The organism is Amycolatopsis rhabdoformis, from assembly GCF_035918295.1.
Taxonomy (GTDB): domain Bacteria; phylum Actinomycetota; class Actinomycetes; order Mycobacteriales; family Pseudonocardiaceae; genus Amycolatopsis; species Amycolatopsis rhabdoformis.
The window spans coordinates 3164664-3177214 of record NZ_CP142149.1; the positions used below are offsets into that span (position 1 = coordinate 3164664).

Consider the following 12551-nt stretch of genomic DNA (forward strand, 5'->3'; position numbering starts at 1 on the left):
GCGGGCCGGCTCAGGCGATCCTGGCCTCCCGCGCCGGCGCGTGGAACGGCCCGGCCGCCTCGAGGCAGTCGAGGAACGCCGTGCGTGGTGCGTGGGGTCCGTCGCCCTCGCGCCACACGGCGTAGAGGTCGATCATCGGCACCGGGTCGTAGAGCTGCACCCAGGTCGGGCGCACGCCGCCGGCCGTGCCGATGCCGAAGATGCCGCGCGACACGGACGCGAACCCGACGAGCGGCTTCACCGACACCAGGATGCCCGTGGCCACCGGGTCGTCGACCACGTGGGCCACGCTGAGCCGCACACTCGCGCGCTCGGCCGCCGTCATGATCGCGTCGTACATCGCCGGGCACTTCTCGCGGGAGAACAGGATGCAGGCCTGCCGGGCCAGCTCCGCGAACGGCACCCCCGGCCGCCCGGCCCACCGGTGCCCCTGGCCCACGATGGCGATCATCGGCAGGCTCAGCAGGCGCCGGTGGCGGAAATCGCTGGTGACCGGGTGGCCGTACACGAGGGCGACGTCGAGCTCGCCCTCGGCCAGCGCGGCCAGCTGCGAGCCGGTGCGCCGCTCTTCGAGCCGGACGGAGAGCTGGGGGTGCTGCGTGTGCATCATCGCCATCGTCGCCGGCAGGATGTGCTGGCCGGCCGGGAAGTTGTACCCCACGCGGACGGTGCCGGTGCGCCCCGCGGCGGCCTCGCGCGCCGTATCGGCCGCCTTCTGGGCCTGCGCGATGATCGCGCGGGCGTCCACCTCGAACGCCCGGCCGGCCGAGGTGAGCCGCACCTCGTGCGACGTCCGGTCCACCAGCTGCACGTCGAGCGTCCGCTCGAGGCGCTGCAGCTGCTGGCTCAACGACGGTTGCGTCCGGTGCAACCGCGCCGCCGCCCGCCCGAAATGCAGCTCTTCGGCGACGGCGAGAAAGCCCTCCAGATGTCTGAACTCCATTTCCAGCCTCCGCACGGTTGTGGACGCCAGCGTCGTCCACCCGTGAGAACGGGCGGTGAACCTTCGTTGCAGGCCGCAAGACAGCCCGATTAGATGCTGGTGCCAGAGCCCGACCGGCACTGGGCTCAGCGGGTGAATTCTCCCCGGCGTGCGGAATCGTCACCAAAACATGGAATTTCTTCGCACTCGGCGTCGACGGTCCCGCGGAGTCCACTGTGGAACGACCGGGTGACGGTCTTGACGGAACGGTATTTGACTTCATGCCAACACGTGTGCCGCCGTCCGGCCACAATGGACGGTTCAGAGGTTCTCGGTGAAGAACCGGGCCAGCTTCTCCAGCGCCGGGCCCACGTACTGCTCCTTGTCGTACAGGTCGACGTGGCCGGCGCCCTCGACCCGGTACAGCTCCTTGGGGCCGGTCGCCCTCTGGAACGCCTCCACGCTCATCCACGCGGTGTCCGCGCGGGTGCCGGTGATCATGAGCAGCGGTCGCGAGCCGAGCAGCGGCACGGCGGCGAAGGCGTCGAACGAGGCGAACCTGTCGATGCTCGTCCAGTCGAAGAACTCGGCCGAGCGGGGGTGGAAGCCGCGGTCGGTGCGGTAGTACTCGAAGCCCTCCACACCGTGTTCCCGGCCGAGGGCGCGCGCCTGTTCGGCGGTGTCGGGGAAAAGCGTGAGCGGCGCGGGCTTCTCGCCGGCGGCCGCAGCGGTGCGGGCCTGCGCGGCGGCCTCCAGCATGCCCTCGAACACGGCGGGGTCCTGCGAGCCGTCGGCGCCGAGGCGGAACTGGCGTGAGATGTCGGCGGCGCTCACCGTGGCGACGGCCTTCACGCGCCGGTCGGCCGGTGCCGCGGAGAGCACGTAACCGCCGGAGGCGCAGATGCCCAGCTCGCCGATGCGGCCGGCGTCCACTTCGGACCGGGTGGTGAGGAACGACACCGCCGCCTTGAAGTCCTCCACGCGCTGGGCCGGGTCCTCCAGGCCGCGCGGCTCGCCGGCGCTCTCGCCCTGGTAGGCGGCGTCGAACGCGAGCGTCACGAAGCCGAGCTCGGCCAGGCGCGCGGCGTAGAGGCCCGCGGCCTGTTCTTTCACGCCGCTGCCGGGGTGGCCGACGATCACGGCGGGGAGCGGTCCGTCGGCCGCCGGCACGTGGAGATGGCCGGCGAGGCGGAGGCCGGCGCTGTCGAAGGTGACGTCGATCTTGGTCACGGGAAGTTCCCTTCTTCGCCCGGCGCGGTGCCGGGCCTGACTCCACGATCGGGCCGCCGCGCCCACGCCACCAGAGACAGGTTTCAGGGTGGTCAGGATCCTGGCCCTCTTGCGCGCGGCCGGGCGGGCGCATGATGGACGCATGACCACTCCGTCCGGCTCCGCGCGGCTCGGCGACTTCCTCAAGGCGCGCCGCGCCCAGCTGACCCCCCGCGAGGTCGGGCTGCCCGAAGGCGGCACGCGGCGCAAGGTCGCCGGGCTGCGCCGCACCGAGGTCGCGCAGCTGGCGGCCATCAGCGTCGAGTACTACACGCGGCTCGAGCAGGGCCGGGTGCAGGCGTCGGCGACGGTGCTGGCCACGCTCGCCACGGCCCTGCGCCTGGACGAAGACCAGCAGAGCTACCTCTACGACCTGGCCGGCAAGGCCGACGCCCGCCCGCGGCGGCGCCGCACCGCGCAGCACGCGCGGCCCGCGATCCACCGGCTGCTCGACCGGCTCACCGACACCCCGGCGCTCGTCCTCGGCAAACGCCTCGACGTCCTGGCGTGGAACACCGCGGCCACCGCGCTGTACGTGGACTTCGCCCGGCTCCCACCGGCGCGGCGCAACTACGTGCACCTCATGTTCACCGAGCCCGCGTTCCGGACCCTGCACCCGCACTGGCACCAGGACGCGCGGGTGGCCGTGTCGGCCCTGCGCAGGGAAGCCGCCGCCGATCCCGACGACCCCGACCTGGCCCGCCTGGTCGGCGAACTCTCGGTGCGGGACAGCGACTTCCGCACCTGGTGGGCCGAGCACCGCGTGACCAGCGCGGGTTTCGGCACCAAGACCTACCGCCACCCGCTCGTCGGCGACCTCACGCTCGACTGCGACACCTGGCTCAGCCCCGACGGCTCCGGCCAGCGCCTGATGGTCCTCACTGCCGACCCCGGCACGCCCTCGCGCGACGCCCTGGACATCCTGTTGTCCTGGCAGGCCGACCCCTCGGCGGTGCAGCGGTGACGGCCTGGTCGGCCGAGGACTTGGCGGTGCTCACGGCGGAAGCCGCGCTGAGCCTCACGGCCGGGACCGAAGGTTCCGCGTGGGTGGAGGTGGGCTTCGTGGTCGTCGACGACCTGGTGTTCGTGCGCGCCTTCCGGGGCCCGGGCTCGCGGTGGTTCCAAGCCGCGCACGCCTCGCGACGTGGTCGCATCCGGGTGGGTTCGCTCGACCGAGCCGTCGCGTTTGCGCCCGACACCGAGCACTCGGCGTCGGTCGATGGGGCGTACCAGGCCCGGTACAGCGCCGCGTCCCTCGTGACGAACGCGCAGGCCCACGCGGCGACGTTGCGGATCACGCCGCTGTGACCCCCTTCGAACACACGCTTTCGAGCGTGCTCGAAAAGGTTGTCCGGCGTCCTCCCGCGGCCCGACGATGATCGGCGATCTTGCCCCGCGACGCGCCGGAGGAAGCCACCATGCTGAAGAACACCGCCACCACGCTCACGATCGCCGGCCTGCTCACCGTGGCCGCCGCCGGAGTGGCGACCGCGCAGCCGCTGAGCGGGCGCGGCCCGTGCGGCGGCACCACGTGCGTGAGCACGGCCGGCGCCGCCCACGCGGGTACCCTCTACCTCGACTACGACCTGCAGGGCGGCGGGTACGCCCAGGAGCTGAAGCTCATCGCGAACAACGTCGACCTGAGCGGGTGCTCGTTCTCGAACGTGGTGCACGCGCCGGCCACCGGCACGATGACCTGCCACCTGGGCTCCAGCGCGCAGGTCGTCGCGTACGCGCGGATGCAGAACACCGCGAGCGGCGCGGTCGGCTGGCACCAGTGAGCCCGGTCAGTCCACTGTGGATCGCCGCGTGAGGTCGCGCGCCAGCACGTCCTTGCGGATCTTGCCCATCGCGTTGCGCGGCAGCTGATCGACGAGCTCCAGGCGGGTCGGCCAGTACCACTCCGTCATGCCGAGGGCGGCGAGGTGCTCGCGCAGGTCGGCGAGCGTGGGTGGGCTCCCGGCGGCCACGACCACGGCCGCGGGGAGCTCGCCGCCGGCCGGGTCGGGGTAGCCGACGAGCGCGACGTCGCGGACGGCCGGGTGGGCGAGCAGCGCGGACTCGACGTCGGAGGCCGGGATCATGAGCACGCCGCCGATGCGGTCGGCGTCGCGGCCCATCAGGCGGATGCCGCCGCGGCCGTCGGGAATCGCGAGGTCGCCGGTGTCGTACCAGCCGTGATCGTGGTCGGCCGGCACCACGAGCTCGCCGGTGTCGCGCCCGACCGTGGCCAGGCACACGGTGGCGCCGCGGATGTAGAGCCGGCCGGGGCGTTCGGCGGTGATTTCGCCCAGGTCGGAGCGCAAGTCGAGTTCGCTGCCCCGGGAGACGCGCCCGGCGCTGTGCAGAGCCCAGTCCGGCGGGTCGTCGGCGCGCATCAGGGTGCCGCCGGACTCGGTCATGCCCCAGCACGTGCGCAGCGGCAGGCCCAGATCGCGGGCGACGGCTTCCACCAGCGGCGCCGGCGTCGCCGTGCCGAGCGTGGTCACGAGCCGCAGGCTGCCGGGACGCGCGAACGGCATCAGCTCGGCCAGGAACACCGGCGCGATCAGCACCTGGGTCACGGCCGTCGCTTCGAGGAACGGGCCGATCGCCTCGGGCACCCAGCGGTCCGCGACCACACCGCTGCCGCCGGTGAGCAGCGGGCGCATGAGGCACAGGAAGATGCCGCCGGTGTGGGTGAGCGAGTGCGGGGTGAAGAAGCGTTCGGCCGGCCCGCGGTCGTCGGGCGTCACGTGCGCGGCGGCGGTGGCGTACTCGGTGTTGAACGTGTGCAGCGCGGCTTTCGGCCGGCCTGAGGTGCCGGACGTGAAGAGCACCACGCACACCTGGTCCGGGTCCGGCCAGGCGTCGTCGAGGGGCCGGGTTTCGCGTGGCTGCTCGAAATGCCGGGTGAAGTCCACTTCGCCGGCCCCGATCCGCGAGCCCAGCACGACGCGGTGGCGCAGCTTCGGCAGCCGCGGCGCCATCTCCGCGAGGGCGCCGGCGTGGTCGTAGCCGTCCCAGACGTCGGCCGTCACGCACACCGTCGCACCGACCCGATGCAGCACGCGTTCCAGCTCGCGCGACCGGATCGTCGGCATCACGGGCGCCACCACCGCGCCGAGCCGGAAACAAGCCAGCAGCAACGGCGGCACCTGCCACACGTTGGGCAGCTGCAGCGCCACCACCTGCCCAGGCCCCACCCCGAGCTCGGCCAGCGCACCGGCGTACCGCTCGACGCACCGCGCGTAGTCCCGGTAGGTCAAGCTGGTCGTCTCGCCGGTTTCCGTCTGCAGCGCGATGAGCGCGACGGCATCCGGCGTCTCGTCGCGCCAGCGCACTAGGTCCTGCACCGGGTTCCCGTCCCGCCACACGCCTTCCTCGCGGAAGCGGTCCACATCGGACTTCGGGGGCCGCAGGCTGAAAACGGTGCGTCCCGGGCCGGGGGTGAACACGTCGTCGGTGATGACCGGGCCCTTCTCGCGGTGGATGACCAGCAGGACCACGCTACGACCGCGGCCGGGCCGCACCGAGGCCCGGCCGGGCAGAGTTCCCCGGCCGACCGGGCAACCCGGGTCAAGCCCGCGTGGGCACCGTCTCCGAGCGGAAGCTGTGCCCGAGCTGCGCGCCGAGGCCGAAGTAGTGGCGGAAGTTGTAGATCAGGGGGCTCCACTTCGCCGGATCCACGTGCTGCGTCCCGGGCACGACGAGGTCCGGCGCGCAGTGCACCCGCAGCACGTCGGCCTCGATGACCAGGAACCCGGCCCGCTCACGGATCTCCGCCGCTCGCGCCTCCAGCTGCAACGGGCACTCCCCGATCCGCGGCGGCCGCACCACCTCCGCCGGCACCCCTGTCCATCCCGCGGCGGCGAACTTGTCCGGTTCGTACCGGAAGCGCCCGCGTTTGTGCTCCGGCACGGGATTCGCGCCCGTCAGCGGCGCGAGCCGCTCCACCGCCGCCCACTGGTCCGGGCCCGGCAGGTTGATCACCAGGTCCGGCCGCTCGGTGAGATTGCGCGCGCCGTGGCCGGTGCGAGCGAGCCCGAGCACCACCACCTCTCCCAGCGCCCACGCCGACGACATCGGCGTGATGTTCGGGGTGCCGTCGGCGTTCTCGGTGGTCAGCAACACCACGGGCGTGCCGAAGTACAGGATGCTGGGCGTTATCGCGACATGATCGTCCACGGGTGGCCACGCTAGGGGCGACACGGTTCGGCGCCGGCCGAACGATCGGGTCGCCCGTCCGTTTTGATCCTCCCGCACCGGGTAAGCCGCGAAGGAACGCCACCGGACGAAAGGAGTTCTCGCCCATGAGCACCATCACCGAGTTCGTCGACGTGCAGGCGCCGGTTTCCGCGGCGTACAACCAGTGGACGCAGTTCGAGTCGTTCCCGCGGTTCATGGACGGCGTCGAGGAGGTGCGGCAGGTCGACGCCACGCACACGCACTGGAAGGTCGCGCTGGGTGGCATCACGCGGGAGTTCGACGCGACGATCACCGAGCAGCACCCGGACGAGCGCGTCGCGTGGGCCTCGGACTCCGGGCCGACGCACGCGGGCGTGATCACGTTCCACCGGCTCGACGACAAGACCACGCGGGTCACCGCGCAGATGGACCTGGATCCCGACGGCTTCGCCGAGAAGACGGCCGACAAGCTCGGCCTCCTCGACCGGCGCGTGAAGGGTGACATGCAGCGCTTCAAGACCTTCATCGAAAACCGCGACGGGCACGAGACCGGCACGTGGCGCGGGGACGTCGCCCCGCCGCCGCAGCAGCACTGACCGCGGTTTCGCCGCGCGGGCCCGGTGGTATCCGAAGGCCGGAAGGGAGCCACCGATGACTGCCGACGAGAAGCAGCTGGACGAGCAGCTCGACGAAGTCCGCCACGCGATCAGCGAAGCCAAGGACGCCGCCCAGGAGGCCCGCGACTCCCGGCCCGACCTGATGGACACCGGGTCCGAGCCGCCCGAAGCCGAGCAGCAGGAGGATTCACCGTGACCGACCCCGACAAGCGCGAAAACCGCGACGCCTACGGCGACTCGGCCGAGGAGGAGAAAGAAACCATCCGCGGCGAGCAGGGCACCTCCCGCAACCCGCACGACGACACCGACCCGCAGTCGGGCTCCTGACCCCGTTTGATCGCGGGTGCACCGGGTAACCGCAGGTCACGAGCGAAGGAGGAGCCGTGCCACAGGAGACCTGGAGCGCCAAGCGCGAACGCCAGTACGAGCACATCAAGTCCGAGCAGAAGCACCGCGGCGCCGGCACGGCCCGCGCGAAGGAAATCGCGGCCCGCACGGTGAACAAGAACCGTGCGCGCTCGGGCGAGTCGCGCACCGCCAGCAAAACCTCGGTGCGCGACAAGAGCCCCCAGCAACGCGGCGGCGAACGCAGCGGCCGCGGCCTCGGCCCGGCCGGGCCCACGAAGGACCAGCTCTACAACGAAGCCAAGCAGCGCAACATCAAGGGGCGGTCGAGTATGAGCAAGAAGGAGCTGGAGAAGGCGCTGGGGCGCTGACCTGCTTTGATTCCGCCGACCGCTGTCTACCCGGTCGGCGGGATCGGTGTGTCCGCTGTGGACTCACCCGCCGAGCACCCGAGGAGCCGCCTTGTGAGCAGCAGGTTGATCGCCGTCGCCGTCGATTGCCACCACGCCGAGGCCCTGGCCGCGTTCTGGCGCGAAGCCCTCGGCTACCCGGCTACTGAGCACTGGACCGACGGCCACGGCCTCACTTACGTCGAGCTGAAGGGCCCCGACCGGCCGTCACTGCTGTTCCAACCCGTGCCCGAGGGCAAGACCACGAAGAACCGCCTGCACCTCGACCTCGCCCCGGACACGATCGAGCAGCGCGACGAGGTGGAGCGCCTGGTGACGCTCGGCGCGAAGGTGCTGGCCGATCCGGAGGACGAGCATTGGGTCGTGCTCGCCGATCCGGAGGGGAACGAGTTCTGCGTCCTGCCGAGGCGATGAACCCCGGCCGGTTTCCGTGAGCGATCACCGGGTAGCCGAAAGGATCGCACCCGAGCACGAGGAAGGTCGTCATGCAGTCGGCTCCGGTTCAGAGCGCAGAGTTCACGACAACCGTGGTCCACCACCGGATGTGCGCGCGGTTCGAGTTGCCCGCGTGGCTGCGCCGCCTGCGCGGTGATCGCGACGGTCTCTCGCTCGACGCCGACGGTCTGCGCGTGCGGCTGGGCCCCTTCGTCGTCTCGACGCCGCTCGGCAATCTCGCCGGTGCGGAGGTTTCCGGACCGTACCGCGCCTTCCGGGTCTTCGGCGCGCGGTTGTCCCTGGCCGATCGCGGCCTGACGCTGGGGACGAGCACCCGGCGCGGTGTCTGCATCCGCTTCCACGAGCCGGTGCCGGGGATCGAGCCGTTCGGGCTCGTGCGCCACCCGGGGCTCACGGTGACCGTGGCCGAACCCGAGCTCGTGGCCGAGACGATCAACGCCGTGGCGGCGCCGTCGAGTGGCCGGCCGTGAGCGGCAGGGTCGACGCGGTGCTCGCCGAGTACGGCACCACCCACGCCGAGCAGGCCGGGATCAAGCTCGCCGACAAGCCGAAACCGCTCTACCAGCTGCTGGTGCTCGTCACGCTGATGTCGGCGCCCATCGGCACGAGCGTCGCCGTGGCGGCGGCGCGGGAGCTCTGGCGGACTGGCTGGCGCACTCCTCAGGCGATGCGCGATTCGGAGTGGCTCGATCGCGTGCACGCGCTGGGCCGCGGAGGCTACGCCCGCTACGACGAGAGCACCGCGCGATACCTGCTCTCCGGCGCCGAATTCCTGCACGACACGTACCACGACGACCTGCGCGAGCTCGCGAAAGCCGCCGACGGTGAGATCGATCGTCTGGAGAAGCTCCTCACCGGCTTCCCGCGCATCGGCCCCACGGGTGCGCGGATCTTCTGCCAGGAAGTGCAGGCGGTGTGGCCATGGGTTCGCCCCTACTTCGACGAGCGGGCCCTCGCGGGCGCGGAGAAGGCCGGCCTGCCGACCGATCCCGCGAAACTCGCCGCGCTCGTGTCCGATGCGGACGTCGCGCGGCTCGCCGCCGCGTTGGTACAGGTGAGCGCCCGCAAGGGCTGAGCGCCCACGGAGAGCAAACCCGCGACGAGGCTGCGGATCAGGGAAACGCTCTTCATTGGGCGACGGGCCGGCTCGTCGAGCACGGGGAGGGATCGCCCCGGACCGGGCGCACCCCACCGCAAGCCACGGGTGGGGCGCGCCGGCGACCCGGGTTCAGCCGCCGGTCCACCCGCCCTCGCGTCGGCTCTCCGCCACGTCCGAGTCGGCGACCGCGGTGTGGGCCAGCGCCGCCACGGTTTCTTCGAGGCCGCGCTGGATCTCGTCGGCCGAGCCTTCCCGGACGCTGCGCAGCGTCACCTTCACCTCGCTCGCGGCGGGGCCGGCGTCGTCGATGCTCAGTTCGCCCTCGTACTCGTGCGGGCCCCGCGCGCCCCACGAAAGGGTGCGGTTGTCCTCGTCGACCTTCAGCCAGGCCTCACCTTCCACGTGCTCGCCGTGGATTTCCGCCTCGACGTGCACGGCGTCGCCGCCTTCGGGCTCGGCCGCCTGCATCTGCGTGAAGTAGTGCGGCAGGTTCCGCGGCTCCCGCAGGTAGGCGAACAGCTCGTCCGCCGGCAGGTCGACCGTGGCGCTGTGGTGGTAGTCGGCCATGGGATCACCTCCTGGCCGCCGGGTACCCGAGCCGCGCGCGGCCAACCACCGGCAGCCGCGAACCGGCCGGTTGAGGCGGCGCGCCAGCGGGAACCCGGTGATCACCCGGCTGCGGGTGCCGGGACCGACGCGACGATGGAGGTGCGTGGTGACCGAAGAGGTGCAACCGATTCCGGCGAAGGAACGATCGTTCGGCGAGCTCGTCTCCGACCTCACCGAGCAGGTGAAACGGCTGGTGCACGACGAGGTGCGGCTCGCGGTGCTGGAGCTGAAGGAGAAGCGCACGCGGTTCGGGATGGGGGCCGGGTTGTTCGGCGCCGCCGGGTTGATCGCGCTCTACGGCGCCGCCGCCGTGATCGCCGCCGCGATCATGGCGCTCGCGCTCGTGCTGCCCGGGTGGGCGGCGGCGCTGGTCGTGGCGGGTGTGTTGTTCCTGATCGCCGCGATCGCCGCGACGGTCGGGCGCAGCCAGCTCAAGCGCGCGACGCCACCGGTGCCGGAGGAAGCCATCGAGGGCGTGCGCAAGGACGTCGAGGTCGTGCGGCAGGAGGTGCACTCGTGAACCGCGAAACCCCGGAAGAGGTCCGCGTCGACCGCGATGCCACGCGGGCCGAGCTCGCGCAGACGCTCGACGACCTCGAGCAGAAGCTCGACGTGCGGCCGAAAATCAAGCAGGGCCTGGACAACCGGCTCGACCAGGCCGAGGAGAAGGTGGGCTCGGTCGTCGGCAAACCCACCGCGGCGAAGGTCCGCCAGGGCGCCGACACGGTTCGCGCCAATCCCGTGCCGGTTTTCGCGAGCCTGCTCGGATTGCTCATCGTGCTGCGGATCATCCTGCGCCGGCGCTCCCACGACGACGGATGATGTTTGCCCGCCGCGAGCGGGCGGTACCCGGGCGGCATGACCACAACCGTTGCGGACCACGTGGTGCAGAGGCTGCGCGAATGGGACGTCGAGCAGGTGTTCGGGTATCCCGGTGACGGGATCAACGGCCTCGTGGCCGCGTTCGGCGCGGCCGGTGACGAGCCGAGATTCGTGCAGGCGCGCCACGAGGAGATGGCGGCGTTCGAGGCCGTCGGCTACGCCAAGTTCAGCGGCCGTGTCGGCGTCTGCGCGGCGACGTCGGGGCCCGGCGCGATCCACCTGCTCAACGGGCTCTACGACGCCAAGCTCGATCACGTGCCGGTGGTGGCGATCGTCGGCCAGACCGCGCGCAGCGCGATGGGCGGCAGCTACCAGCAGGAAGTGGATCTGCAGGCGCTGTTCAAGGACGTCGCCAGCGAGTACCTGGTCGAGGTGAACGTGCCCGAGCAACTGCCGAACGCGCTCGACCGCGCGATCCGCACCGCGCTCGCACAGCGCGCGCCCACCGCGGTGATCATCCCCGCCGACGTGCAGGAACTGCCGTACTCGCCACCCGAGCACGAGTTCAAGCACGTGCCCTCGAGCCCGCCGAGCCATCCGCGGGCGAAAGTCGTGCCGCCCGACGAAGAGCTCACGCGAGCGGCCGACGTGCTCAACGCCGGCGAGAAGGTGGCGATCCTGATCGGGCAGGGCGCGCGCAACGCCGTAACCGAGGTGCGCGAGGTCGCCGAGCTGACCGGCGCCGGGGTGGCGAAGGCGTTGCTGGGCAAGGACGTGCTGCCCGACGACCTGCCGTACGTGACCGGGGCGATCGGCCTGCTCGGCACCCGCCCCAGCTACGAGCTGATGCGCGACTGCGACACGCTGCTGATCGTCGGCTCGGCGTTCCCGTACAGCCAGTTCCTGCCGCCGTTCGGGCAGGCCCGCGCGGTGCAGATCGACCTCGACGCACGGTTCCTGGGCCTGCGCTACCCCACCGAGGTGCCGCTGCTCGGCGACGCGAAGTCCACGTTGGCGCGGCTGATCCCGTTGCTGGAGAGGAAAACCGAGCGCGGCTGGCGGCAGCGGGTGGAGAAGAACGTGACCGAGTGGGCCGACACCGTGACCCGCCAGGCGATGCTCGAGGCCGACCCGATCAACCCGATGCGCATCGTCCACGAGCTGTCCGAGCGCCTGCCCGACGACGCCATCGTGACGGCCGACGCGGGCTCGACCGCCAACTGGTACGCGCGCAACCTGCGCATCCGCGGCCAGGTGCGGGGCTCGCTCTCGGGCACGCTCGCCACGATGGGCCCGGGCGTGCCGTACGCGATCGGCGCCAAGTTCGCCTTTCCCGACCGGCCCGTGATCGCGCTCGTCGGCGACGGCGCCATGCAGATGAACGGCCTCGCCGAGCTGCTCACCCTCGCCCGCTACCGCGAGCTGTGGAGCGACCAGCGGTGCGTGATCTGCGTGTTCCACAACGGCGACCTCAACCAGGTCACCTGGGAGCTGCGGGCGATGGGCGGCGCGCCGAAGTTCGAGCCGTCGCAGTCGCTGCCGGAAGTGTCCTACGCGGACTTCGCGCGCGGCATCGGGCTGGGCGGCATCGCGGTCGACGACCCCGCACGCCTCGGCGACGCCTGGACCACCGCGCTCAACGCCGACGTGCCGACCGTGCTCGACGTGCGCTGCGACCCCGAGGTGCCGCCGATCCCGCCACACGCGACGTTCGAGCAGCTCAAATCCATGACCGAAGCGGTCCTCAAGGGTGATCCCCACGCGTGGCACCTGGTCACCCAGGGCCTGAAGACGAAGATGCAGGAACTCCTGCCCACGCGCACCTGATCCGCGTT

General features: G+C 71.7%; 18 protein-coding genes. 13 read left to right on the forward strand and 5 right to left on the reverse strand.

Annotated features, from left to right (window positions below; genetic code table 11):
* Positions 1 to 10: 10 nt before the first annotated feature.
* Together VSH64_RS14230 and VSH64_RS14235 are read right to left on the reverse strand one after the other, a co-directional pair.
* A complete protein-coding gene (locus tag VSH64_RS14230; protein ID WP_326836057.1) occupies positions 11 to 943 on the reverse strand; it encodes a LysR family transcriptional regulator in 933 nt (310 codons plus the stop codon).
* Positions 944 to 1243: 300 nt separating this feature from the next.
* Positions 1244 to 2152 carry an alpha/beta hydrolase gene (locus VSH64_RS14235; protein WP_326836058.1) on the reverse strand — a complete coding sequence of 303 codons (909 nt, stop codon included), beginning with the start codon at positions 2150 to 2152 and terminating at the stop codon, positions 1244 to 1246.
* A 142-nt stretch (positions 2153 to 2294) separates the two neighbouring features.
* Here VSH64_RS14235 and VSH64_RS14240 point away from each other — a divergent pair, with 142 nt between their 5' ends.
* From VSH64_RS14240 to VSH64_RS14250, 3 genes are all read left to right on the forward strand, one after another.
* Positions 2295 to 3155, forward strand: coding sequence for a helix-turn-helix domain-containing protein (locus VSH64_RS14240; RefSeq protein WP_326836059.1), 861 nt, complete (start codon positions 2295 to 2297; stop codon positions 3153 to 3155).
* Positions 3152 to 3499 (forward strand): DUF2255 family protein, encoded by a 348-nt coding sequence (locus VSH64_RS14245; RefSeq protein ID WP_326836060.1) that lies wholly within the window; start codon positions 3152 to 3154, stop codon positions 3497 to 3499. The genes VSH64_RS14240 and VSH64_RS14245 overlap by 4 nt, the downstream gene beginning before the upstream one ends.
* 110 nt (positions 3500 to 3609) lie before the next feature.
* Positions 3610 to 3972: a hypothetical protein gene (locus VSH64_RS14250; protein ID WP_326836061.1), complete on the forward strand. Its 363-nt coding sequence runs from the start codon at positions 3610 to 3612 to the stop codon at positions 3970 to 3972.
* 6 nt (positions 3973 to 3978) lie between these two features.
* Here the strand turns inward: VSH64_RS14250 and VSH64_RS14255 are convergent, their stop codons facing one another.
* Both VSH64_RS14255 and VSH64_RS14260 read right to left on the reverse strand, forming a co-directional pair.
* A complete protein-coding gene (locus tag VSH64_RS14255) occupies positions 3979 to 5679 on the reverse strand; it encodes an AMP-binding protein (protein WP_326836062.1) in 1701 nt (566 codons plus the stop codon).
* Positions 5680 to 5749: 70 nt separating this feature from the next.
* A complete protein-coding gene (locus VSH64_RS14260; RefSeq protein ID WP_326836063.1) occupies positions 5750 to 6358 on the reverse strand; it encodes a flavin reductase family protein in 609 nt (202 codons plus the stop codon).
* Positions 6359 to 6483: 125 nt separating this feature from the next.
* Here VSH64_RS14260 and VSH64_RS14265 point away from each other — a divergent pair, with 125 nt between their 5' ends.
* The 7 genes from VSH64_RS14265 (at position 6484) to VSH64_RS14295 (ending at position 9261) form a co-directional block, all read left to right on the forward strand.
* Positions 6484 to 6954, forward strand: coding sequence for an SRPBCC family protein (locus VSH64_RS14265; RefSeq protein ID WP_326836064.1), 471 nt, complete (start codon positions 6484 to 6486; stop codon positions 6952 to 6954).
* A gap of 55 nt (positions 6955 to 7009) precedes the next feature.
* Positions 7010 to 7171, forward strand: coding sequence for a hypothetical protein (locus VSH64_RS14270; RefSeq protein ID WP_326836065.1), 162 nt, complete (start codon positions 7010 to 7012; stop codon positions 7169 to 7171).
* Positions 7168 to 7302 (forward strand): hypothetical protein, encoded by a 135-nt coding sequence (locus VSH64_RS14275; RefSeq protein WP_326836066.1) that lies wholly within the window; start codon positions 7168 to 7170, stop codon positions 7300 to 7302. The genes VSH64_RS14270 and VSH64_RS14275 overlap by 4 nt, the downstream gene beginning before the upstream one ends.
* A gap of 56 nt (positions 7303 to 7358) precedes the next feature.
* Positions 7359 to 7691: a plasmid stabilization protein gene (locus VSH64_RS14280; protein WP_326836067.1), complete on the forward strand. Its 333-nt coding sequence runs from the start codon at positions 7359 to 7361 to the stop codon at positions 7689 to 7691.
* A gap of 93 nt (positions 7692 to 7784) precedes the next feature.
* Complete coding sequence (locus VSH64_RS14285) at positions 7785 to 8144, forward strand: VOC family protein (protein WP_326836068.1); 360 nt, start codon at positions 7785 to 7787, stop codon at positions 8142 to 8144.
* A 71-nt stretch (positions 8145 to 8215) separates the two neighbouring features.
* A complete protein-coding gene (locus tag VSH64_RS14290; protein ID WP_326836069.1) occupies positions 8216 to 8656 on the forward strand; it encodes a hypothetical protein in 441 nt (146 codons plus the stop codon).
* Entirely contained in the window at positions 8653 to 9261 is a 609-nt protein-coding gene (locus VSH64_RS14295; RefSeq protein WP_326836070.1) for an endonuclease, read from the forward strand. The genes VSH64_RS14290 and VSH64_RS14295 overlap by 4 nt, the downstream gene beginning before the upstream one ends.
* 153 nt (positions 9262 to 9414) lie before the next feature.
* On the opposite strand, the gene VSH64_RS14300 is transcribed toward VSH64_RS14295, so the two are convergent.
* Positions 9415 to 9852, reverse strand: coding sequence for an SRPBCC family protein (locus VSH64_RS14300; RefSeq protein WP_326836071.1), 438 nt, complete (start codon positions 9850 to 9852; stop codon positions 9415 to 9417).
* A 148-nt stretch (positions 9853 to 10000) separates the two neighbouring features.
* Here VSH64_RS14300 and VSH64_RS14305 point away from each other — a divergent pair, with 148 nt between their 5' ends.
* Genes VSH64_RS14305 through VSH64_RS14315 form a run of 3 tightly spaced genes read left to right on the forward strand, consistent with a single transcriptional unit; the run spans position 10001 to position 12543 of the window.
* Positions 10001 to 10414 carry a phage holin family protein gene (locus VSH64_RS14305; RefSeq protein WP_326836072.1) on the forward strand — a complete coding sequence of 138 codons (414 nt, stop codon included), beginning with the start codon at positions 10001 to 10003 and terminating at the stop codon, positions 10412 to 10414.
* On the forward strand, positions 10411 to 10716 hold the full coding sequence (locus tag VSH64_RS14310) for a DUF3618 domain-containing protein (RefSeq protein WP_326836074.1): 306 nt from the start codon (positions 10411 to 10413) through the stop codon (positions 10714 to 10716). The genes VSH64_RS14305 and VSH64_RS14310 overlap by 4 nt, the downstream gene beginning before the upstream one ends.
* A gap of 36 nt (positions 10717 to 10752) precedes the next feature.
* A complete protein-coding gene (locus tag VSH64_RS14315) occupies positions 10753 to 12543 on the forward strand; it encodes a thiamine pyrophosphate-requiring protein (RefSeq protein WP_326836075.1) in 1791 nt (596 codons plus the stop codon).
* Positions 12544 to 12551 lie beyond the last annotated feature (8 nt).